This is a genomic window from Rhodospirillaceae bacterium, assembly GCA_018660465.1.
Classification (GTDB): domain Bacteria; phylum Pseudomonadota; class Alphaproteobacteria; order Rhodospirillales; family JABJKH01; genus JABJKH01.
The window spans coordinates 36986-59533 of the sequence record JABJKH010000004.1 but is presented as its reverse complement, the minus strand read 5'-3'; the positions used below and the strand labels follow the sequence as shown (position 1 = coordinate 59533).

Here is a 22548-nt window from a genome sequence, read left to right as displayed (position 1 = left end):
AATACCGCGCAGATAGAGGGCGAGGGGATACACGGACGTGGACAGCATCTCGGCGGAGGAACTTGTTATCGAGGAGGGCAAGAGCGGTGAACTGACCGCAGCCTTCCAGATTATCCGTGAGACCACCATCAATGATGTTCCCAAGTTCGGACAAAAAACCTGCCGCGAAGTCGCCCGCGTGGTCGCGTGTAGAACTTATGCGCCAGCCTTATTAGAGCTCTGTCACTTGATCGTGGCGGCATCGGCAACGGACCGGATCAGCGGTCGTTACGAAAATTTTTTCTGGGACAGTGGCCCCGCCCGCCCCTCGGCCTTTAAGGGGTATCTAGCTCAATTTGCGGCATTGCCAGAGGGCTTAACGGTTCAAAGTGCCGGTGTTGAGATTGATTATGGCGAAGGCGAATTTGGCATCACCTTCGCGCGCATGCCATTTTTATCGGCGCTGTTGGAATTTCTGGTGACGTCAGTTGGGTATTGCGCGCTTGATGAGGCTGTTGCGCCTCTGTTGGGTCCTATCCCTGCCCAGGAAGATGTTTCAAACGCCGCCAACGGATTATCTCGTGTCGTTTATGACTATTTAAAAGAACACCTGCCGAGTGTCCAAACCCAGCGCAAGAGCCGCAGTCTGCTTACATTTTTAGCCGAACAGGCGAATGGAGAAGTCGGCCCCGGCACCTTAGATGATCAGGTTGTTTTGGATTATTGGCTCAGCCATTCTGCCGATGACGGCAACGGCATCGATGCGAAAACGTATCAGAGCGTCTTTCAGGGTGCCATTAGCCTGCTTCGGGTCCTGCGTTTCGCCGTGGAACGCTATCAAATGAACGGCGCATTGCCGATTGGAACAGATCGGGAAGCCGGTGAGATTGATCCGGCGAAGATAGAAGAAGCTGTGGCGAACATCGACGAAACGCCCAATCCTTTGGATGTTCTAAAACAACCTCCCGTCGACACGATAAAATTCCTAAACGGGCGCGAATTGGATGCGTTGGATGGTGTTATTTTTGGCACAGGAGTGGCGAATGATTTGCCCGTATCGGTGCTTCGCAATGCAGTATTCAGCCGCGCCCAGTTCCGAATTACCAATACCTTGCGCAAAAATCCCCCTGCGGATGAAATGTTGAACTTCATTGAAACTGCACTGGAGTCAGATTACCCCTCCCAGGTCGAGCGTTTCCAATCCTTGGCAGCCCATTTGGAACGGACGGTCTTGGCAAGTTTGTATGCCCTTGTTTACGACAGCCGCATGGAAGCGATCGCTGTTATTCTATCAGTTTCCCCCGATTCAGAATTAGGTGATTTGAAGGGAGCCCTTGATGAGCCTGATTGGGAAGACAGTAACGTTGTATCGCTGCATGCAGAATCGGCAGCGAGTCGATTCATGAAAATGCTACGGCAGGGAGAGGGTCTGAGCCCAGACCTAAAAGATCTCATGTCCAAAGCAAAAAAAGCCCATAAAGCTAACTCGCGCCAAGGGTTTCAGGATCACGATTTGCGGTCGGAAGAAACGGTTGATGCGTTCGTAATTGCAGTTGATGCCTTGTTGGTTGCGGAAAAAGAGCTCAAATCCTTTCTTAACCATACTGTGGCAAATGTTGATTGGTCCCGGCAGTTCACAAACGATGAAATTATTTTTAAGGACCAGTACAGACTTCTGTATGGAGTAGGGCATGATTGAACAACCCTTAAAGCTTGGAAAACAAGAATTAGAATTCCTCAATGGCGTCGCCGATGGTTTGGCGGAAACCGATGCACTGACATCTGGTGGAGGCTCTGGCGGCAAGATCGCCTTTGCCGAGCTATACGCCTATGCAACCGATCCAAATTTTTCGCCTGCTCCCGATTTGCTTAAAGCGCTCGACGATGATGCGCAATTAAGCGCCGATTTTCAGCGACTGCTTGCCAACACATCAATGTTATATATGCCGCAGGTCGCAGCTGCCAGTTCAGGTGAACGGCAGTATCGGGAAGCCGATGGCTGCCGAATCACGTTTAAGGAATCCCGCGCAGACCCAAACCAGATGTTTGTCATCTTCGAATTGGTCGATAAGCAGGCGACCCCGCCATCGATCATGTTTATCTGTCATACTGACAACAGCTGCCGCAGGGTGGTTCTATCGGAGGCGATTGAAGGACGAATTCAGTTGCTGGTCGATAAAGACTCTCATATCGTTCGAGGTCTTAGTGAAGTTTCGACCGAGGTATATCTCAGGTGACGCCAACCCGCGTTTTAATTGCTACAACCCAGGGGCCGGTAGAGGTCCAACGCATTACCGAGGAAGACCCGGAAGTAAATTCCGTCGTCTGCTTGGGTGGCAAGGCAGTCGCGTTGCCGATCAGTTCGGCCTACGACTCTTTTGTCCGGGACCCAACCGGCGTTATTCAAAAAAATTTCGGACATTCCGCCTATCGAGTCGATGTGGCGGCGCCGGTGGATGATGGCTTCAGTTGGCAACTGGGCGTATTCGCTGCCCATGCATTTGCGCAAGACGGGAACTTGGTGTCTGGCGGGAGCGAGCCGGGGCGAACAATTTTTACTACCGGCGAGGTTGATCGAGATTTAAACATCCTGCCGGTTGATCACGTTCCAGAAAAACTCGAGAAACTAGCCCTGGCCTTGTCAGAGGGACAGGTGGAGCACGCGGGCCTAAATCTCTACCTCCCGGCAGAAAATGCGGCTCAAATTGAGGAGTCGTGGCTGCAAGAAATTGGACTGGGACCTGACGTTTGTCGAATGGTATCTGTCGCCCGTGTCGCAGACTTGCTTGAAGACTTGGGCGTGGAAGAACCCTCTGGTTCAAGTGCACCCCGTGGCAGCCGAGACATTGCGGAGATCCCAGCGCCACCTCCTTCAAGTGCACCTGTGCGGGTGGTGAAGTGGGGCCTGGGCATCGCCATCGGCACGGCACTTCTTGCTGCGGGGTCGCTGGTCTGGTTCGAACAAGCTTTTGCCGGATGGATGGACCTAGTTGGCACCGGGAAGTATCAGCAACTGGAAACTGCGCTTAAGAAAGAAGGGCCCGGGACGCTAAAGGTGCGTTTATTCCATCGCTATCTTCAGTGGTCACGATCTGATGCGGTGAAAATCGTCGTTCTGGAAAAACGTCCGCCGCAAGGTCAATCTTGTGCGGCGGTCCGGTTTGGCAATGTAAAGTCCGAACTCCTCCCCGCAAAACAAAATTCCAACTTAATGTTTGAGCCAAGTTCGATGCGAGATTTATGCGGCTTGGAGATTCGCGCGACGGCGGAGAGTGGCGATGTTTTTCTATGGGGGCGTTATGAGCGGTGGGGCGATGACAGACCCACTGAGAACGAAATGCCTGTACGCTCTTTGCCTGCTGGTCCCCGGTCCGGGGCTCTTCGTTGGTCGGTCGATATCCCGCCGCGTGCTCAACCAAGTGCGGTGATAAGGATCGTTGTTATTGCCGCTGCATCACCAGTTGATGGGACGAAGGATTGGATGGCTGATCAGTTAGCCAAGGCGCGCAATGACGGGGCCTTGGACCAGATGGCGCGACGCCTGGAACGGTTGGGTATTACGCTCTTAACCATCCGCCATAAGATTTTGCGATAAATTAGTTTTTGCCCAAGTTTACGATCGTTACGCGACGGTTCATCGCCCGTCCGGCATCCGAATGATTGCTAGCGATCGGGGCCTTTTCTCCCAACCCATTAATTTCCGAACGACGAACATCAATGCCAAAACGCTTGGTCAGCATGTGCTGAACAGCGGCCGCCCGGCGTTGCGACAAGGTTAAGTTATATTGATCCGATCCAGAACTATCGGTGTGGCCTTCGATTAAGATACGCGCATTTTGAAGTTTAGCTGAATTCAGAGCCTTGGCGATTTCGCTAATTTGGGAGAGAGATTCTTTTTTAATCCCATCAGAATTGAAATCGAATAAAATTTGAAGGTCGATGGAAGGTTCTGTCCGAACCGCAAGACCCAGTCCCCGAAAGCGAGGTTTCTTAGGCTTAGTGGTGAGTGATCGCGTGATTGCTCTGGCCGTAACAATATCTTGTTTGGACGGAGGTGCTGGTTCATTTATTTGGGCTTGTTCCGGGGGCAAATGGGAACGCGCGGTTTGTAGACGTCGTTGGTAGTCAGCCTCGTAAGGCGCAAGTCCCGAGGGGTCCCCTTTTAATTTATCGTCCTTCAACTTGGTCAGAAAAGTCTGATAAGCCTCGGCTGCCCCGCTAAAATTCTTTTTCATCATCAAAATGTCACCCAGGCCCGCATAGGGGGCGGGCCCACTTGGCTCTGCGGTAATGGCGCGTTGGTAAAGCGCCAGCGCTTCGGCAAGACGACCTTGGGATTCTCGAATAACGGCTAGGTTATTCAAAGCCCCGGCATGGCTCGGACATTCTGAAATTGCTTTTTCCAGGAGGCGCTCTGCCTGCGGGGGGCGCACTTGCGCTGCTTTATAGTGAGAATCCGCCTGGCTGCAATTCGCTGCGTACGTGGATGCCGAGAAACTCGATCCCAGGAATGTTAATCCCAGGCCAACCAATCCAATTAAAGCCGCTGTTCGTCCACATTGTCTCAACATAACGGATAGACCTTTAGGTGCAGTCACTTATGAAGCTATGAAATTTTTAGCCGAATTTTTTATGAAAAGGTAATTTATTTTAGCAGATTTCTAGAAAAAACCCGCCCCGCCCTTTCATAGCTCCCTGCAGAAGCCATTAGAGGAGCATTATTATGCCAAAACCCAATCGTGCTATTAAGCCAAGCAGAACCGCCGGCGTTCTTGCCGTGGTCGCGTGCTCAGTGATCGTCTCGGCCTGTATTCCAGCGACCACCGCGGGCACCGAAGGCATTGGATTCCGTCAAGCTCGGTTCCAAGAACTCTCTGCCATGAAGTCATATCGGACCTGCGTTGATGATGCCATGGAGCGATCAACTCAAGCCCGTCAAAAAAGTCATCCGAGCGGCTATCTTGCTGCCGCCAGACTCTTGGAAAAATGCGAAGCAGGGCTAGGTCCTGAAGCCAAAACAATCGCGACCGAGGAACGCATGCGCGCCTATGCACTCGGAATTATCAATTATCTAAAAGCCGGCGACACGGCCACCGCCCGGAAGAACCTTGATATCTTCAGAAAGACTTTTGGCGAATACGACCTCGGCTTGCCCGGTGGTGGTTCTTTCGTCGATACGGTCGAAGTTCTGACCGGCGGAAAATCTGATGATCATCCTTTCGAATCAGCCATGTTGGATGTGAACGAAGACCTGCGCCGTGAAGTTCAGCGCATCCGCTTCTGGAAACGCAACTAGATAAAACACACGAGGAGATGGAACATGACCACGTTAAAAAGCAACAACTCGCAATGGCGCCTGCTTGGTTTTGCAGCAGTGCTTTTGGCGACGGCAGCGGTTATGCCGGTTGCACCTACCTATGCCGCGACGGGTGCGGAGCAACCCACATGGCGACCAGCTGTCAGTGAAAAACTGGTCAAGCTGCCGAACACTTATTTGAAGAAAGCCCTGGATCGAGATTTTTCGGATTCCCCCTTGGCCGGAGCGATTCGGTCGATGGACTCCGAAATAAAATTAAAGATGCAGACGTTGGCCGATTTACAGTCGGCAACTGACCAGGCGGAAGGCGAAGTGCTAACCGAACTGCGTCATCAATTTCTGGCCCAAAAACAAGAATACCTGGACCTGATGAAAAACCGGCAAAACCTGCGCACGAAGCATTTTAAGACGCGCATCAAAGTCTATCAGAGATTATTGAAAAAAATGTCTCGGGAGCATTCCGGCCAATCATCAGACAAGGCGAAACTGGTCGAGCGCCAGACGGAGGCCCGCACCCGCTTTGAGCAATCCGCCGAAGCCATCGATATGAAGATGTTTGCATCCACCATCGCGCCAGAATCACGGTATTCAAAGGAATACGCGAAAAACCTGTCAGCAGCTAATGCTTTGCTCCAGGCCATTAGCAGTCATCCTATGAGCGCCCAACAATCGAGTGCCGGTCCCTCTGTTAGTAAGCCTGATTACGTCCGCGAACTTCTCGCCAGTACTGAGGCCGAGTTGTCACTGATAAATCAAGAGGGCGAAATCGTTGGGTATATGGCGAAACTTGTTGCCCTGGATGCCATGGCCTTAGCCGAACAAATTGCCGAAAACGATCCCGACTTGATCGAGCCTGATAAGCCGGTCGGTGTGTCGTCTGCGGTCGACTTGTTCATTCACTAGAATAGGAGTTAAGAAAATGAAAAATAACCTGTCACTTTTAATTATGGCCGGACTAATTGGCCTCGGTGCAACTGCCTCTCCAGCAGCTGCGGGAAGCGTTGAAAATTTAGAACGCGAACGGGCGATCATGTTGGAGACGATGCTCAAGTCTGATCTCACGCCGCAAGAGCGCCACGAAAAGGTGCGTGTCTCCAAACGTCGGTTGATCGATCTGGAGCGCATCGTTCTGCGTGATAAATCCATTACCGGACGTAATTCACCCGCAGTGAAACGAGCGTTCGCGAATTATGATCTGACGTTTTTAGCGCATGCTTCAACAGAGAAAAACCTTCTCGTGACGGATCACTGGCTGGAACAGTTGGGGCTAACGTCCCAAAACATCATGGCCTCAGCACGCCGGAGACGTTGAGATGCGCGCGCTCCTGAATGCCACCGGTGTTGGATCAAAGGCGCTGAGCTACGTTCTTGGCACGGCAGCCATTGGCCTCGCCATAACGGTGATGAGTACGTCCATGGATGTTGCCGGGGTCATTGACTGGACGACCCGAATTTTTGGCAGTTTGTTCTTGGTCATGCTGGTGGGGCTTGTCTATGTGGCTGCGTTGAGCTGGGTCAAAATTAGCACCAACCGTGCCTCGGACCCAGGTGTTCAAACCTGGTTTGAGGCGGGAATTCAGGCGGCGAATGGAGTCGCAACGGTGGCGCTGACCTACACACTATTGGGAATTAGTTTAGGTATCGGGGGGCTGGCCGATCAAACTTTATCGCCGGCCACCATCCAAGAAGTTATCCGCGGCCTTACCGAACATTTTTCCATGGCATTCATGACGACAGTTGTGGGTTTGCCCATTTCGGCGCTGCTGCGCGCGGGACTGCTGGTGAGCTATAGCCGAGCGCAGGAGAGGGAGACCGCATCTTTCCAAATGATAGAAGGAGAAAGCTCATGAGATTTGTACTGTTTAATTTTGTTGTTGCGGCCGCGTTGATCTATCTGGTAACCGGCGGTTCGCCGGAAACGCTTACCGCGATTGGCGTACCGGAAACAGTCGTCGATGCCATTGAAGAAGTTAAGGGAAAGACGCTGAATACAAAGAAAGAACCTGTTAAAAATTTAAATGAAATTGCGGTGGTTCATGATCAGATTGATCCAAAACTGCAATCTGAACCAGAGCCGTTTGTGGCTCCGATTAAAAAACCACTGACGTTTAAGACCCCAGAAACTACGTTGCCGCCCCTGGCGGAGCCAAGATGGGTGTCTGAGAGCAAATCACAGAAGCCTGATGAGACTCTCATGGCAACCAAGCCCGGGATCAAACCCAGGACTACGTCCAGAATTGCGCCAAAAGAAAAACTGGCGCCTGAAATCAAACGCCGTCGGGCTGAGATCTTTGGGATTACGGCCAAGCCAGCAGAAAAGGCTGCTCCCAAACCTAAGAAAACATATGCGGTTAAGGCGGGTGAAAAAATGATGTCTCCAAGCCAGCGTCGTCGGGAACTTCGTGCCTTGGTCGAAGACATGGAACTGTTGTATCTGGACAAGGCAGGAGGCTGAGGCAATGCGGCGGTTTGGTCCCGGTTTGTCGATCCTAGTAAGTGGGCTCTTGGGCGCCTTCTTGCTGGCATGGATATGGCCGTCGGAAACAAACCGCCTGTCGCCTAAGGTGCCTAAAGTTAAGGCCATGGAAAAAGTAAAATCTTTGACGAAACCTGATGAGTCGACCCAAAAACCCAAGATGCTTTCCGTGACTCCCGTCTATTTACCGCCACCGCCGCCAGAGCCTGAAGTGATTAGAGAGCCAGAAGTAATTAAAGAGAAAAAGCCTGAAATAGAGCCGGTTCAAATAGCCGCCCTGAAACCAGCGAAAAAGGCTCCTGAACAAGCAGCACCAGAGAAACCAATCGCCGAAATTAAACCCATTAAGCCACAGCCGAAACCTGTGTACTTGGAACCAAAAGAAACCGAATTCACACCGCTGAAGCCCATCGTAAAGAAGAAGGCTCCGCCATTGGTCGAAAAGACTATTAGAGAGCCCATCAAAGCTCCTCTTAAACCGATCAAGATTAAGCCTGTCAAAAAGAGCAAGCCAAAACCTCTGCCCGAAAAACGTCCAAAGTCCCCAGCCGTTGTGGACGGCACCGATCCTACAATGGTGCGTTCCGGTCGGGTGATGCTGAAGTTGCTAGAACACGGCAGTGGCCCGAAGATAGAGATCATTTGGCCCGCTCAATCGCGGGATCGGGAAGCTTTGTTTCGGACCTTCACCCGTTGTTACGGAATGATTGTCGCAGTGATGGATGCCAAGGGTGGGTTGTTCATTGCTGATGGTGCACCCAGGCGGCCTTGGAAAATAAATCTAGACCGCTATAGCGGGTTTGTTCGTCAATCTGCCGGTCGAGACACAGGTGCACAGCACCAGGCCGTTCGGCAAATTCGGGCGCGTCATCGGTCCATGGCAGGAGGCCCCGCCATTCGTGTTTTCCCCCGCACTATGGACGCTGTGTTGCTAGGCGGCTTGAAGAAGTTAGTAGGTGCCGGCTATGCGAAGTCTGGCACCATCAAGGCCGATTATCGGTTGCGAGGAAACCAAGTCATTGTCGAACGGGTTCGAATTGATGGAACCCAAATTTCAGGGCGTATTGATTTATCCGGATCGCTACGCCCCAGTTGTTCAATTTAGAAAAGGAATTATCCCATGACCCTCAAAAAACTTATCGGTGCGGGACTAGGCTTGGCCCTTACTGCCAGCATATTTCACGGCCCGGCCCATGCGACGTCCGAAGCCCTCGTGGCGCTGTATGATGGCGGCAGTGGTTGGGGTCGTACAGGCCACCTTCAAGATTTATTGGAGAAGGAATATGGGTTTAACAAGGCCCGTGTTCTGATGAGCGCAACGCCGGAGGAAGTTCCGGCGATAGTTCACGAATTCTTATCCAAGCCGGGATCGCCCGGAGACAAGCGTTTTGTCTGGATCAGCGGCCCTGGTGCTCAGAACGAAAATACACCGTGCCCTGGCGAAGATGATCGCCACGTGCGTCCGCGCGTCGATACATTGGTTCTCGCCCCTGCTTGTTATTTGGATATGGTGGGGCTGCCGTTCGGTGCAAAGCATGTTGCCGTTGGAAGGTCTGATGATGGCGGGACTCAACGGTCTCGCCGTGGCAAGCGTGGCCCCGCCGTGGCCTTGCTCGCGTTGCCGTCAGATGAACCTAAATTTATTGAAAGCGCGGATAAGCTGGTTCTAAAAATTCTACAGCCAGGCACGTTTGATGATCTTCATCCATACCGACTTCTAGACGGCCTTCGAAATGGCTTCCGAGAAAACGGCAGCGACTACACACCAACCCTGGATATCGCCTCCTGGCGCAAAACATTTATCGTTTCCAAGCGGCAGAGGACGGGACCCGATATCCACCCGTCCCGTCGGCACTTGGGCTCAGCCCAGCCGGTCCGCCCTCTGGTGAGTGTGCTCAAACTTTACGGCGCGCCAAAAGACAATGCAGGGCCGGCATTTCGAATTTCCGGTGATCGTTCTGTGCGTATGTTCCGGTCTGACAGCAGCGGTCAGATGGCATTCGTTCGGGTGAGTGGCGGTTATTACGGTTGGGTCAATGCAAATGACTTGGGCAAATGATTTGGTCAAATGATTTAGAGTAAAGGGACCTGATCATGCGTTTTGTTTTAATGGCTGTTTTGTTTCTGTCTGTCGGCGCTTGCACCGAAGTTCACTATGTCGAGGAACCGTTGGTGACAGGCCAACCGGCACCCGCACCCAAGGTTGCAGATGCGGACGATGAACTGGATGAAGACGCCGAAGGCGTTGAGGGCATTGCAGACGAGGGTGGTCAAGAAGCCAGTGGCCTGTTTAGCCGAACGGTTAATTATAAATTGGCCGACGCCTTCTACCAAAATCCGCCCCGCTGTGTGATGGTCGCGCCGATTATGGGGAAAGGTATGACCGAAGCTGCAACCCTTATGATCGAAGCTGCCATAAGCCGTCACGCGTCGCAGCGGGTGGACCGGGTGATTGAGGCCCATAGGGCCTACCGAAAGCTGCGTGCGATGGCGCTGGATATAAAAAATCAGAAGCATCTTCGTCGTCTGGCAAGATCGTTCAATTGCGACGCGATCATGACGCCAGAGACGAAGGGGGCCCAGGGAGCTTACGCCGTTGTCTTTGCCCAGGTCAGTTTCGGCCTAAAACTTACCCTGACGCGGGCGAGCGATGGAGAGGTCATGTGGCGCGGCGCCCATCAGGCGAGCCGATCTGGGGGCGGCGTGCCCTTAGGATTGCTCGGCATTCCAATTATTGCCCTGAAGGCGGGACGATTTTCCAGCGATACCGATGTACTGCCGTCCATGGTCGACGACGTCACCCGTCGGATATTCGCTAGTTTACCTAATATGAGGATTGTAAGATAATATATTAGAGAATAAAAAAATACACTATAAGTAAAACAACAATGCAACGAATTTCTATGTGCTCAACGCACTGGACGGATTAATTGGGGGAATGTCACAAATGAACTGGGTTGCAAAATTTTCAATTCTTATTTTCACCACGGTAATTTTAAATGCGGGGCCCAATAGTGCTTTGGCTCAATCAGCAAACGATCTCCGTCAAGACACCGTTGCAGCAAATAAAATGGCCGCGCAAGCGAAGAAATATGGCGTCGTTCGACTTATTGTCACGACCAAGGCACCGCCATCGGTTCGGTCGATGACGCCAGATAACCAAGATAATTTGGTGAATTTAGTGGCTAAATCACAAAGTCAGGCGCTACAGACGGCGGGCGCTGGAAGCGTTGATTCAAATTCAGTGGTTAAGTTCAAATACACTGCAGCAATGGCCCTGACGGCTACTCCCGATCAGTTTTCAAGAATAATGGCGGATCCTGCGTTCACAGGGGTCTACGAAGATACTCTATTGTTCCCGAGCCTTGCAGATTCTGTCCCTTTAGTCGGCGGGCCAGTGGCTTGGGAATCTGAAGGTACTGGTGACGGCCAAGTCGTCGCTGTTCTGGATACGGGAGTTGATTCGCAACATCAATTTCTCAAGGATAAAATTGTCGACGAAGCATGCTTCGGAACCTACATGAATCACCCCTTAATGCGGGTGCGCCCAGCCTGCCCGAATGGTAAAAAAATGTTGGTAGGACCTGAAACAGGCAAGCCTTGCGTCGGTATATCTTCATGTTCTCATGGCACGCACGTGGCCGGTATTGTTGCTGGCAAAGGCCGCAAGTTCTCAGGCGTTGCTCCCGAAGCAAAAATAATTGCGGTGCAAGTGTTCTCTTTAATGAAAAGCCCTTTTTGTGTTTTCAGGACACTAAAACTTAAATGTGTCTTGGCTTTTTCATCGGATACTATACGAGCCCTCGAATGGGTTTATGAGCAACGTCGATTCTATAAAATTGCGGCTGTTAATTTAAGTTTGGGAGGCGGACATTTTGAAGAACCATGCGATGATAAAAGGCCTGCATTCAGCGCGATGGCACACCTTTTGAATCGGGTCGGTATAGCCGTCGTGGTGGCAAGTGGAAATGGCGCCAAGTCAACCGGCCTTTCTGCGCCTGCATGTGTAACCGAGGCCATTAGCGTTGGCGCCAGCACATTCGATGACGAGATCGCCAAATTTTCCAACAGCGCCTCCTTTCTGGACCTATTAGCCCCGGGAATAAATTCTCATACGGCTTCGGTTCGCGGGATTCAATCTGCAATCCCAGGAGGGTATTTTGAGCGCAATGCAGGAACATCCATGGCGGCTCCTCATGTCGCGGGTGCCTTTGCCGCCCTGCGATCAATAAATCCGTCGGCAAGCGTTGAACAAATACTGACCGTGTTGAAGGATACCGGGAAAATGATTACCGATTCTCGGAACAACGTTGTGACCCCGCGAATTCAGGTTGATAATGCGGTATCATCCTTAGAAGACAACGATGGGACGAAAGCTCAACGAATCTCATCCCGCAAGGTGAAAAAACCTGTTGCGAGGGCTGTGGTCCCAACGCCTCGGCAACCGGCACAACCGACAAAGAAGCCAATGCCGAAAAAAGGTGTGGAGAGTATTGGCGGTATTAAAATTTATGATAATCGTTGAAAGGTGAAATGAGAACAAACGCGCCCCTTACTTTTTTGTGCGCTACGGTCACGGCAGCATTTCTGTTTGCTGCGACCTCTGCATCTGCGGCTGTATTGATCGATATTAAGTCAGATGACAGTGCCGCTCAGGTCTTAGTTAAACAGACAATTTGTGAGGGTGCCGTTGCCTTGATCGTCGGCATACGTGCGGCGGATCAGCTCGATAGTGTGCTTGCTCGCTTGCCGGACAAGGTGGCAAAATCTGCCACAAAATTGGCACATACACGGCTCATGATCCTTCACGCTGACACAAAAACCGTCAAGCTATTGATGACTGATCAAGATGTCCTTACCGTGCATCAAAACCCAGACCCTAAACGTGCCAAAGAACAAGTTGCGAAGGCCAAGAGAATGAAAGAGTTGAAAGCAACTGTAGACCATATGCCCGTCCCGGTGATTGTGGCACTGGCGTTATCGGAAGATGCCCCCCCTGCTGACATTTCCAAAACCAGGAAGGCTCTGCTGGAGTCTCTTTCAGGCTTGGGCGTAAAGCATGTTAAAGCGTTTAAGTATATTCCCCACGTCGGCATGGTCGTCGGCAAACCTGCCCTGCAAGCATTGGCGGCATCACATTTGGTTTGCGGCGTTCACTTAGATCAACAGGCAAGACCCTTATGAATTTGGCACTTCGGCATGCTTTGGTTGTGGTCGTTTCTGTTGTTGTGATGACGGCTTTGGAACCCGCGTCCGGGTGGGCAGCGGAAAAGGAAGTTGTCAGCAAAGACCTCAGGCCAGAACAGGCAAAAAATATTCGCCAAGTGTCGCGGTCCCTGGCTCGAGAACTCTTGGAGGGTCTCAACGTTCGTCCGGTCGAAAAAAAGGGCTGGGACAAGTTCGTTGAAAAATCCCTTTGGACAATCAAAAAATTGTCCGATAAGAAAAATCCCCCACCTATAAAATCCGATCACAGAAAAGTTGCGGTATGGCCGTTCTGGAAGGACGAATTGCGGATCTCCAAGGATTTCGCGCGGGCGGTCAGTGAATCTGTTTTGGCAGAACTCGTCCGCGGCACCATTCCGTATAATCGGTTTATTGCGCGCGATGAGCTGACCAAGCTCACCCAGGATATTGACGATTTTAATTCTCTCAGGAATTCGGCAGAAAAGATCAACAAGCTGATGCGGAATGCGGGAGCCGATGCTATTATCACCGCTCAAATCCGCCCGGTGAATTCCAAAAACCTGGGGATCGCTTACAAAGCAGTTGAAGTCGGGACCGGCGTGATTCTGGCTCAGACACGTTTCCATGCACTGGTCTATGATTTTGATGTGGATAAGACGCTGACAATCGATGACGCGATAAAGGCGAGCGCCGCATATTTTGCCAAAGCTCTCGGCAGCATCCAGACCGTCCGTCCCCAGGGCATGCATTACCAGGACACCGGCGTGCAGACGACGTTTGGACGTTGGTTCGCAAAACGGTTTACAGGGGAGCTAAATCGCACGGCAGGTGGCAAAGGAAATTCTATTGAGATCGCCGATGCCATACTCAAGGAGTCAGAAATCCGCCGCCGGGGATTGGGTTTATCCGAACGCACAGCAAACTCCATCATGACCGAAAAGCCAACGGGCGATTACGTTTTTGGCGGTGAATATTGGGACTTGGGGAAGACCATCGATCTGCAAATTTCGATGACGGGGGGCGACGGCACGCGGAAGTCCTGGCAAGGCAACGTGCGGCGAAAATCTGTGCCCAAGGAATTAACTCTCAAGCCCAAGAAAGATTTTACAGTCGCGCGTAAAAACGATGGGGTTGGTCCTATAGCGCTCAGCCTTTCCAGTTCGCGAGGAAAAAACCCTGTGTTTCGTTTGGGCCAAAAAATGGTGTTGTATATTGAGACCAGTCGCGACAGCTATCTTTATTGTTTTTATCGCCAAGCCAATGGCAAGGTGATGAAAATTTTTCCCAACCGTCATCATAAAAGTGCCCGGATCGTCGGCTCATCACTTCGCAGCATTCCTGATAAATCGATGAAGTTCGATTGGGTGATCGAACCGCCCTTGGGGGCTGAATTGGTGAAGTGCTATGCCTTTGACCGTAACGTGTCAGCAGACCTCCCTAAGGCGATCAGAGACGTTGACTTCCAAACGCTCCCCTACCGTTCTCTGGACGGCATCACCCGCGCCCTCCGCCAAATCAAAAACGCCGCCATCGCCGAGAATTCGATGGTGGTGAATGTTGAGAAGTAGCATTAATACCGATATTTCCGATCACGCCGGTATTTACGGCGACCGCGGTTTGTTTGAATTTGGCGGATGTTGAATTCGTCGCCGTCGAAGTTTACTCGGGCGCTGATGTCGAGTTCGTCCAGCATGCGACGAAGGTTGCGCACGAGGCGGTTTCGTCTAATGCTGGAACGATAGTTGAATTCAACATGTCGGCTGAACGAAGTGGTCACACGGTGCGAATTATAGCCGCGGAAAATAACCAGATAGTCTTCGATGTCACGAATCTGGCGGTTGGAGAAATTATCAAATTCGAGGGCGTAGTCGACCATCAGGCCGTCATCGTCCCGATCGCGGTTCCGCCACCGGGAACGCCGGGAGGAATCGATCCTAGACCCTAGGCGATCCGCCAATTCCCGACCTACTTCGCCTGCGAGTTGCTTGGCGAGCCTGCTGGCGGCTTCTATTTCACAACTGCCGGTACAATTGGGTCGGATGTTTGCGGTTTTGGAAACTTCGAAGTTTCCTTGATGCCCGCCACCATGGACATCCAACAAGCGGCTTGCGATCCGCATGTGGAGCTTGCTCGTGTAGGCGCGCCGGGTGATGTCGGTATAGATGGTGAACAGGGCTGCGGTATCGATAGGTGGGTTCCTGACGCCCCGTGCCAAGTCAATTAGATCGGCGCTGGAGCGGCGGGAATGTCCGGGTGACCTTGAAGTCACAGCTGTTTCATCAAAAACGTGGAAGCCTAAGCTGCTTAATTCATCAGCGATTTCGTTTAGGGCTCGGGAATGGACGCGGCTGGACCGGGAAACGCTCCCCGAGTTCTGATCTTCGCCCATGACCAGCACAGTATGAGATCCATAGTTTCCTTGACCGGCGCAAGCCGACAAACCAAACAAAGCCAACAGGACGAATGCAAAACGTCTCATCGTACGTGTCCTCTATCAGAATAAATTAAAGAAACGCTAGGTTCCCAGTCTTGTACAGGGCTGGGAACCTAGCAGGTCAATTACCACTTGAAGCCACTGCCGCGACGGTCGCGGTCACCTTGTCGGCGGATATTTTTATTCCTCAGAGAAAACTTATTTCCCTGAAACTGAATCGTGTAATCCAAGTCTAGGACCTCCATCATCTTTTCCAAGTTACGCCGCAACTTAGACGTCCGGATGGTGGATTCGTACCAGAACTCGACATACTTGGTCATCGACGTTGTCGGACGGTGATCAATGTAGCCGGAGAAGATGGTCAGGTATTCTTCGATTTCACGGATGTCGCGGCGGTCAAAGCCATCAAACGTCAATGAATAACCTTTTTCCAAATTGGAATCCCGGCGACCACTTCCACCATAACGGCGTCCGCCGTCGGTCAGGTGTTCCAGCCGTTCAGCAAGCACAGAGCTCATGCCGGTGGCGATGCGTCGGGCATCCCGACCCACGGCTTCCAGCAGGCAATCGCGACGCACACCCTTGTCATCAGGGAAGCAACGGTTTGGCAGCGACCAGCGATCCGGAAGTTCTTCTTCCCAGTTGCCAAGTCGGCGGCCGTCATGAACGCTCAACAAGCGTCCAACAATGCGGAGGTGTAGGTCGTTGGAATATTTCTTGCGATCAACGTTGGCATAAACCGTGAAGAACACGACGACGTCGATAGGCGGTTTGCGAATGCTTTTTGCAATATCGATCAATTCGGCATCGGTGCGCCGGGTGCGGCCCTGCTTGTGGGTGTCAATGGTTACGGCCGTTTCGTCATAAACGCGATAGCGCCGTTGGTCGAGTTGCGTGACCACTGCGTTGAGAATGCGTGTGGAAATGCGGCTGTTACGCGCGACACCGTCGGCGTCTGCATCTTCAGCCATGATCAAAATATTTGGATCATCGGCGGCCATGACGGTTGTAGGCGTAACGGCCAATCCCAAGTACATAAAAGCGGCGCTGGCAATTAAAATTAAACGTGACATAGGTCCCCTCCTCTAAATCAAATTTCTGGCGAAATACAAATTTATCATTCGTATCCCAAATTCCAGTGTCTGACCCTGCTATGAACGGATTAGAGGCTTTTTTCTGTGTTTTGGTCTATATGCCTATGACCAAAAGAAAAATTTGCTCTAAATCGGTCCTTTCCCGGTTCTAAAGTCGAGTTTATCGCCATAATTATTAAGTTAACCACTAACGATATTAAATTTCCAAAATAAAATAGGAAAAATCGCCCCTATCCTTCCTTAATACTGGGATATAGTGGAGAAGCGATGGGTGTCGTACGGTAGGTGCTATTAGATATACCGAATGCGGCAAAATTTTGGAAGAGGCAGCAGAAGATGAAAATATTGCTCCGGGTTGGTTTGGTGTTTGTGGTGTCGGTTTGGCTCTCGTCTACGTTTGTACGACCTACAGTGGCCGAACCGTTGGATGCAGATGCGATCATTAAAAGCCTCGCGCCGATTAAATATTTGCCGCGACATGGTGGCCAGCCGAAACGTGCCGTTGATCTAGAGGTCCAATTTAAGGTCAATTCAGCAAAACTAACGGCGCGGGCGCGGCGTCAATTGGATGCCCTGGGGCAAGCACTTCAGGGTAGAAGGCTGAAATCGTCCTCTTTCGAAATCGTCGGACATACGGATGCCTCCGGAAAGGCGAGCTACAATCTAACCCTATCCCAGCGTCGAGCCACTGCAGTGGTCGCGTATTTAAAAAAACAGCATGGCATTAAGACGGCTCGCTTGAAAGCAGAGGGCAAGGGCGAAAGTCATCTTAAAGACCCGGTTAATCCCCGGGCCTCGGCCAACCGACGGGTGGAGGTAATCAATTTAAACCCAGTCCAGGTTCAGGCTAAACCCGACCGCGATAAGGAAATCAATAATATTTTGTTGGGCCGCTGATATCCCTACAATCGCGCTGAATTCCTTGACCCTAACCTGGGGGCCGGTAAAGTGCCGCCCGGAACCAAAAAATACATCAAGGCGGCAAAGATGAAGGCACGAATTAAGTGGGTTGAAGAACGAACCTTTCTTGGCGAGTCAGGCAGTGGGCATTCGGTCGTTATGGATGGAGCCCCTGACCAGGGTGGCAGAGACCTCGGTGTTCGACCGATGGAAATGCTGTTGCTCGGCATGGGCGGTTGTACGGCCTTCGACGTGGTTCATATCCTCGAGAAATCTCGCCAGACCGTTGAAGATTGTGTGGTGGACGTGAGTGCCGAACGGGCCGGGGATGACCCCAAGGTCTTTACCCAAATCGACATGCGATACCGGATTACAGGGCAGGGGCTCAGCCGGGAAAAGGTCGAACGAGCGGTTCACCTGTCGGCTGAAAAATACTGTTCAGCATCAATCATGTTAGCAAAAACAGCTGAGATCACCCACACTATCGAAATCGTCGATACGTCCGAAGCATGAAGAACGCTCCATGCTGATCATCGATCAAACCAATTGGCATTTTGTCCTCTATGGCATGTGGGCGGTGGGAATCATTTTAATTTTTATTGGCGCTACGTGGCTACGCTGGCGGCGTTTTGTGATTGTTGGCTTGATTGTCCCCGGGGTCGCAACTGCGATCATCATGCCCAAGGTTATCCAGAACCAAATGGATGTCTACGTCGCCACTGAAATAAATGGAAAAATCAGTGTGATGGAGAATTTGGGAATCTCTGGGGGACACTATAAATTTTCCTCAGAAAAAGTCATTCCCTTGCCGGAGCCTAGCCCGACTTTGCGAGCCGTGATCGTGAACCATACTGGTCGGGAGTTACGTCTGGTTCAGCTGGGCAATGCCCGTAATAAATGGCGCAAAAGTCCAAAAGATAAGATGGTTCTTAAGCTTACACCTGAAGCCATCAAGGGGATTGCCACCCGAGTCGATTTCACGGGTCAAGATGGTGTTGCCGTTAAAACGCTAAAGGGGCGAGAGATTTTTGATGAACGCCACTGGTTGACGTGGGACTAGACCATCGACAAGAGATAGCTCAGTATGGAGCTCAAATTAGCAATACGGTCTTAGAGTAAAATGCCTAAAAATATTGCGAGCCAGACGATATTGATAATTGATGATTCCCCCACAATTCGGGATTTATTGTCGTCCGTATTTATGAGCCTCGCAAATATAGAAATGGCTTTCGATGGCGCAGCAGGATTAGAAGCTGCAAATAAAATTAAACCGGATATCATAATTCTAGACGTACAAATGCCAGGCATAGATGGCTATGAAGTATGTCGGCAGCTAAAAGCCAATGATGAAACTGCACAGATTCCGGTGGTTTTTATCACAGGCCAAGACGACGATGAGGATGAGGAAAGGGGACTCAGTATTGGGGCAATCGATTATATACGAAAACCATTTTCATTCGGTATCGTACTGGCGCGTGTAAAAAATATTTTAAAATTGCAAGAGGTGACGAAAGAGCTAGAACACCTTGCTTATACAGACCCCCTAACAGGCGCATTTAACCGTCGTTATTTCTTGTCCGCAGCGAAAAAGGAAACTTCACGAAATATCCGATATGGCCATTCTTTAACTTTGTTAATGGTCGATATTGACCACTTTAAAAAGGTGAATGATACATACGGGCATGATATTGGGGACGAGGCTCTAAAAATTATGGTTACGACTGTTCTGTCGGCCCTTCGAAGCGAGGATGTGCTAGGACGCTTTGGTGGGGAGGAATTTATTGTACTGCTTCCTGAGACGGACGCAATTGGTGCAGAACTTGTAGCTCAGCGCGTACGGCAATTGGTTTCGGAAATTGTGATAGATACGGCACAGGAGCCGCTCAGTTTCACGGTTAGTATCGGCGTTGCAGAAGCTAAAAGAGATGAAAGCATAGAGGAAATTCAGAAACGTGCTGATGAAGCCCTTTATGAAGCGAAAAAGAATGGAAGAGACTGCGTTGTTACGGCAAGCTAGATAAATCGCTCCACGCCTAAGCCGTCCATATCAATTCCAGGTTCCTTACCACTAACAAGATCGGCGATGATTTGACCTGAGCCGCAACTCATCGTCCAACCGAGCACCCCATGACCCGAATTCACAAAAAGATTTTTGATCTTCGTTCTGCCAATGAGGGGCACATTATCAGGCGTCATTGGACGAAGACCGGCCCAAAATTCCGGGTCTTTTGTACCGTCCAAGTCAGGAAATAAATCCAGGGTTGTTTTCAGGATCGATCCCGCCCGGGTGGGATCCACCGATGTATCGAACCCAGCAGTTTCCGCCATTCCAGCAACGCGAAGCCGGTCGCCAAAGCGACTAAAGACGAGTTTCCGTTCGTTATCGACCAGACTGATTTCGGGGGCAGATTGATCTGGCATGACAGGCAGGGTGATTGAATATCCCTTAACCGGTTGAATCGGAAGCTTGAGCCCAAGCGGTCGCGTGAGCCGAGGGCTGTAACTTCCAAGTGCCAATACCACCGCATCTGCGCTCAACATCTTCTTGTTCGTTTCAACGCCCGTCACGTCTCCCTGTCTTGTGACCAGCGCGCCAACCGTCGTTCCAAACATAAATTTAACGCCTTGGGTTTTACAGAGGTCCGTCAGCTTCTGCGTAAAAATGTAGGCATCACCACTTTCATCCTCGGGGTAATGCAGGCCACCGGCGATTTGATCACGAACCTTGTTAAGGGCGGGTTCCAGGTCCGTAACTTCTGCTCGGTCCAGGGCGCGAAATGGACAGCCGAGTTCGGCCATGTGTTCGGCGCGAAGTTGGTTTTTGTGTAAATCCTTTGAGTTTCGATAAAAATGCAAAATTCCTTTTTGTTGGGCATGGTAAGAAATACCAGTTTCATCGCGCAGTTGGCTCAGGCAATCGCGGCTGTAAAGAGAGAGCCTGAGCATACGTTCGCCGTGGATCCTTGCCCGCGACGTACGGCAATTGCCAAGAAAATTTATGCACCAACTGAGAAATCCTGGATCTGATTGGAGCCGAAATCTAAACGGAGCGTCCTGGCGACAAAACCATTTGATGATCTGGCCCGGGGTGTCTGGCCCTGCCCACGGTTCTGCATGGCTGGGTGAAACCAGGCCGCCGTTCGCAAACGAAGTTTCCATCGCGGCACTTGGTTGGCGGTCGAGGACTGTAACGTCGTGACCTGCGCGCGCCAGATAATAGGCACTCGTCACCCCAATTACACCCGCGCCTAATACCAGGGTTTTCATCGTCACCCGATTATATGAACCGGTCAGCGCCGCCGGAAGCTTCAATGGTGGAACCGGTGACGAAGCGATTTCGATCCGATGCCAGGAAAGCGGCAATATCAGCGATATCCTTAGGCTGGCCGAATTGCCCAACGGGGGTTTTTTCTTTGCCTAGGCGCCTGACAAGTTCTTCCTCTGAAAGGTCTGCCAGATCATCCCGTGTTGCCCGAACGAGAGGCACCATATTGTTGGTCCAATTAGGGGTGGCAATGGCTCCAAGGCCAATGGCGTTGACCAAAATACCGTCGGCCGCAACTTCTAACGCCAAGCCCTTGGTAAAATTATTTATTGCGGCGCTGAGCGTGTGGGAGATCAGTAACTTCGGATTGGAATAAATTCCCCCGATGGATGAAATATTAACAATTCGGCCCCACCCACCTGCCCGCATGTGTGGGATTGTTTCCCGGCACAGACGAACAAGGGCATTGATCTTGGTGCCGATCATGTCATTCCAATCGTCATCGGTCGTATCCATGAGGCCTCCCGCATGCGCACGCCCTGCATTGTTGACCAAAATATCGACGCCACCGAACTGGGTTAGGGCCTCTTTGACCAACTGAGCGGGCGATTCGGATGCCGACACATCGGAGGGAACCGCGACAACGTCAGCCCCGGTGTGCTCGCGGATTGAGTTTGCGGCTGCTTCCAAGCGGTCTTTATTTCGGGCCGTGATCAGAACTCGCGCACCGTTTAGCGCCAGTTCTTGAGCAATGGCTTTGCCCACACCCGTGCTTCCACCGGTGACGATTGCTGCCTTATTCTCAATTCTTAAGTCCATTGGTTACCTCTGTTGTATTTCTGGCTACAGCTATAGCCAACCTTGTCGTAACGACAAGCAATCTTTTATAAACATAAGTATAAAGGGCCTTCACCACCTGAATGAAAACAATAATCTAAGAAGGGTACGATGACCGAAATTATTTCCGAAATGCGGTACTCAAAGGAACGCGCCCAAGTCTTGGGAAAATCTATGGCGTACGTGGATACGGACCCGGGCCAAAAAACGGGCCCGGATACCTTTGTCTTCTTTCACGGCAACATCACGTCGTCTTACATGTGGCGGAACATTATGCCGCATGTCAAAGACAAAGCCCGCTGCATCGCCATCGATAGCATCGGCCAGGGAGATTCTGAAAAACTTGGAAACACAGACGCAGGGTCCTATAGGCTAGAAGAGCACCAACGCTACGTGAATGGGTTGCTCGCGGAAATAGGCTTAGAAGGCCCGATCATTTTGATGATGCACGATTGGGGCGTGCAACTGGGGACCACCTGGGCGCGGGAAACCAGCGCCAACATTAAAGGCATCGCCTACACCCAAGGGGTGATGGGAAATTTCGGTTGGGACTATTGGCCGCCTCATGTGTCCGATTTGATGCGCCGGTTTAAGTCTGATGAAGGCGAGGAACTGGTTCTCCAACAGAACTTCTTCGTTGAGAAGATTCTTCCGGCGATGGTGATCCGCGATCTGCCCGAAGAGGTTTTGGAAGAATATCGACGGCCTTATCGGCAAGCTGGTGAGGACCGCCGACCAACCCTCACGTGGCCACGGGAAATTCCGGTTGAGGGAGAGCCCGCTGACGTGTTGGAAATCATCGAGACCAACAACGCTTGGCTGATGCAGAACCCGGTCGCAAAGCTGTTGATTATGTGCGAACCGGCGACTGTGCTGAAAGGGGCAATCCTTGAAAACGTACGACGCTTTCCCAATCAGACAGAGGCAATGGTCAAGGGGCTGCATTACGTTCACGAAGACAGCCCCCATGAAATTGGCCAGGCATTGGCTAATTGGTATTCGAAACTGTAGACATTAGGTCTTATAATTCTCGTGAATTACCATCCGCAACAAATAGAG

Annotated in this window: 24 protein-coding genes; 19 read left to right on the top strand and 5 right to left on the bottom strand. The window is 51.3% G+C overall.

Annotated elements, in window-relative coordinates; translation table 11 throughout:
* Positions 1–37: 37 nt before the first annotated feature.
* Genes HOM51_00840 through HOM51_00830 form a run of 3 tightly spaced genes read left to right on the top strand, consistent with a single transcriptional unit; the run spans position 38 to position 3574 of the window.
* Entirely contained in the window at positions 38–1678 is a 1641-nt protein-coding gene (locus HOM51_00840; GenBank protein MBT5033039.1) for a hypothetical protein, read from the top strand.
* Positions 1671–2216: a hypothetical protein gene (locus HOM51_00835; GenBank protein MBT5033038.1), complete on the top strand. Its 546-nt coding sequence runs from the start codon at positions 1671–1673 to the stop codon at positions 2214–2216. Before HOM51_00840 ends, HOM51_00835 begins: the two co-directional genes overlap by 8 nt.
* The gene (locus tag HOM51_00830) at positions 2213–3574 is read left to right on the top strand and encodes a hypothetical protein (protein ID MBT5033037.1); all 1362 of its coding nucleotides are present in this window, start codon (positions 2213–2215) and stop codon (positions 3572–3574) included. Before HOM51_00835 ends, HOM51_00830 begins: the two co-directional genes overlap by 4 nt.
* 1 nt (position 3575) lies before the next feature.
* Here the strand turns inward: HOM51_00830 and HOM51_00825 are convergent, their stop codons facing one another.
* Entirely contained in the window at positions 3576–4550 is a 975-nt protein-coding gene (locus HOM51_00825; GenBank protein MBT5033036.1) for an OmpA family protein, read from the bottom strand.
* Positions 4551–4702: 152 nt separating this feature from the next.
* On the opposite strand from HOM51_00825, the gene HOM51_00820 reads away from it, so the two are divergent.
* The 11 genes from HOM51_00820 (at position 4703) to HOM51_00770 (ending at position 14527) form a co-directional block, all read left to right on the top strand.
* The gene (locus tag HOM51_00820) at positions 4703–5275 is read left to right on the top strand and encodes a hypothetical protein (GenBank protein MBT5033035.1); all 573 of its coding nucleotides are present in this window, start codon (positions 4703–4705) and stop codon (positions 5273–5275) included.
* Positions 5276–5299: 24 nt separating this feature from the next.
* Positions 5300–6199, top strand: coding sequence for a hypothetical protein (locus HOM51_00815; protein MBT5033034.1), 900 nt, complete (start codon positions 5300–5302; stop codon positions 6197–6199).
* A 16-nt stretch (positions 6200–6215) separates the two neighbouring features.
* Positions 6216–6608, top strand: coding sequence for a hypothetical protein (locus HOM51_00810; GenBank protein ID MBT5033033.1), 393 nt, complete (start codon positions 6216–6218; stop codon positions 6606–6608).
* A 1-nt stretch (position 6609) separates the two neighbouring features.
* Entirely contained in the window at positions 6610–7146 is a 537-nt protein-coding gene (locus HOM51_00805) for a hypothetical protein (protein ID MBT5033032.1), read from the top strand.
* Positions 7143–7751, top strand: coding sequence for a hypothetical protein (locus HOM51_00800; GenBank protein MBT5033031.1), 609 nt, complete (start codon positions 7143–7145; stop codon positions 7749–7751). The genes HOM51_00805 and HOM51_00800 overlap by 4 nt, the downstream gene beginning before the upstream one ends.
* Positions 7752–7755: 4 nt before the next feature.
* Positions 7756–8877: a hypothetical protein gene (locus HOM51_00795; protein ID MBT5033030.1), complete on the top strand. Its 1122-nt coding sequence runs from the start codon at positions 7756–7758 to the stop codon at positions 8875–8877.
* Between the two features lie 15 nt (positions 8878–8892).
* Positions 8893–9831, top strand: coding sequence for a hypothetical protein (locus HOM51_00790; GenBank protein ID MBT5033029.1), 939 nt, complete (start codon positions 8893–8895; stop codon positions 9829–9831).
* A 35-nt stretch (positions 9832–9866) separates the two neighbouring features.
* The gene (locus HOM51_00785; protein MBT5033028.1) at positions 9867–10619 is read left to right on the top strand and encodes a hypothetical protein; all 753 of its coding nucleotides are present in this window, start codon (positions 9867–9869) and stop codon (positions 10617–10619) included.
* A 100-nt stretch (positions 10620–10719) separates the two neighbouring features.
* Entirely contained in the window at positions 10720–12297 is a 1578-nt protein-coding gene (locus HOM51_00780) for a S8 family serine peptidase (GenBank protein MBT5033027.1), read from the top strand.
* An 8-nt stretch (positions 12298–12305) separates the two neighbouring features.
* On the top strand, positions 12306–12956 hold the full coding sequence (locus HOM51_00775; GenBank protein MBT5033026.1) for a hypothetical protein: 651 nt from the start codon (positions 12306–12308) through the stop codon (positions 12954–12956).
* A complete protein-coding gene (locus HOM51_00770; protein MBT5033025.1) occupies positions 12953–14527 on the top strand; it encodes a DUF4384 domain-containing protein in 1575 nt (524 codons plus the stop codon). The genes HOM51_00775 and HOM51_00770 overlap by 4 nt, the downstream gene beginning before the upstream one ends.
* Before the next feature lie 2 nt (positions 14528–14529).
* On the opposite strand, the gene HOM51_00765 is transcribed toward HOM51_00770, so the two are convergent.
* Positions 14530–15438 (bottom strand): hypothetical protein, encoded by a 909-nt coding sequence (locus HOM51_00765; GenBank protein ID MBT5033024.1) that lies wholly within the window; start codon positions 15436–15438, stop codon positions 14530–14532.
* A gap of 80 nt (positions 15439–15518) precedes the next feature.
* Positions 15519–16466, bottom strand: coding sequence for a hypothetical protein (locus HOM51_00760; GenBank protein MBT5033023.1), 948 nt, complete (start codon positions 16464–16466; stop codon positions 15519–15521).
* A gap of 357 nt (positions 16467–16823) precedes the next feature.
* Between HOM51_00760 and HOM51_00755 the strand changes: the two genes are divergently transcribed.
* From HOM51_00755 to HOM51_00740, 4 genes are all read left to right on the top strand, one after another.
* Entirely contained in the window at positions 16824–17384 is a 561-nt protein-coding gene (locus tag HOM51_00755; GenBank protein ID MBT5033022.1) for an OmpA family protein, read from the top strand.
* A gap of 90 nt (positions 17385–17474) precedes the next feature.
* Positions 17475–17900 carry an OsmC family protein gene (locus HOM51_00750; protein ID MBT5033021.1) on the top strand — a complete coding sequence of 142 codons (426 nt, stop codon included), beginning with the start codon at positions 17475–17477 and terminating at the stop codon, positions 17898–17900.
* A 10-nt stretch (positions 17901–17910) separates the two neighbouring features.
* Complete coding sequence (locus tag HOM51_00745) at positions 17911–18447, top strand: hypothetical protein (protein MBT5033020.1); 537 nt, start codon at positions 17911–17913, stop codon at positions 18445–18447.
* A 60-nt stretch (positions 18448–18507) separates the two neighbouring features.
* Positions 18508–19404, top strand: coding sequence for a diguanylate cyclase (locus HOM51_00740; protein ID MBT5033019.1), 897 nt, complete (start codon positions 18508–18510; stop codon positions 19402–19404).
* Here HOM51_00740 and HOM51_00735 read toward each other — a convergent pair.
* Both HOM51_00735 and HOM51_00730 read right to left on the bottom strand, forming a co-directional pair.
* Entirely contained in the window at positions 19401–20654 is a 1254-nt protein-coding gene (locus HOM51_00735; GenBank protein MBT5033018.1) for a D-amino acid dehydrogenase, read from the bottom strand. The two genes, HOM51_00740 and HOM51_00735, sit on opposite strands and share 4 nt — an antisense overlap.
* 10 nt (positions 20655–20664) lie before the next feature.
* Positions 20665–21471 carry an SDR family oxidoreductase gene (locus tag HOM51_00730; GenBank protein ID MBT5033017.1) on the bottom strand — a complete coding sequence of 269 codons (807 nt, stop codon included), beginning with the start codon at positions 21469–21471 and terminating at the stop codon, positions 20665–20667.
* A gap of 129 nt (positions 21472–21600) precedes the next feature.
* On the opposite strand from HOM51_00730, the gene HOM51_00725 reads away from it, so the two are divergent.
* A complete protein-coding gene (locus HOM51_00725; protein MBT5033016.1) occupies positions 21601–22500 on the top strand; it encodes a haloalkane dehalogenase in 900 nt (299 codons plus the stop codon).
* The last annotated feature ends 48 nt before the right edge of the window (positions 22501–22548 follow it).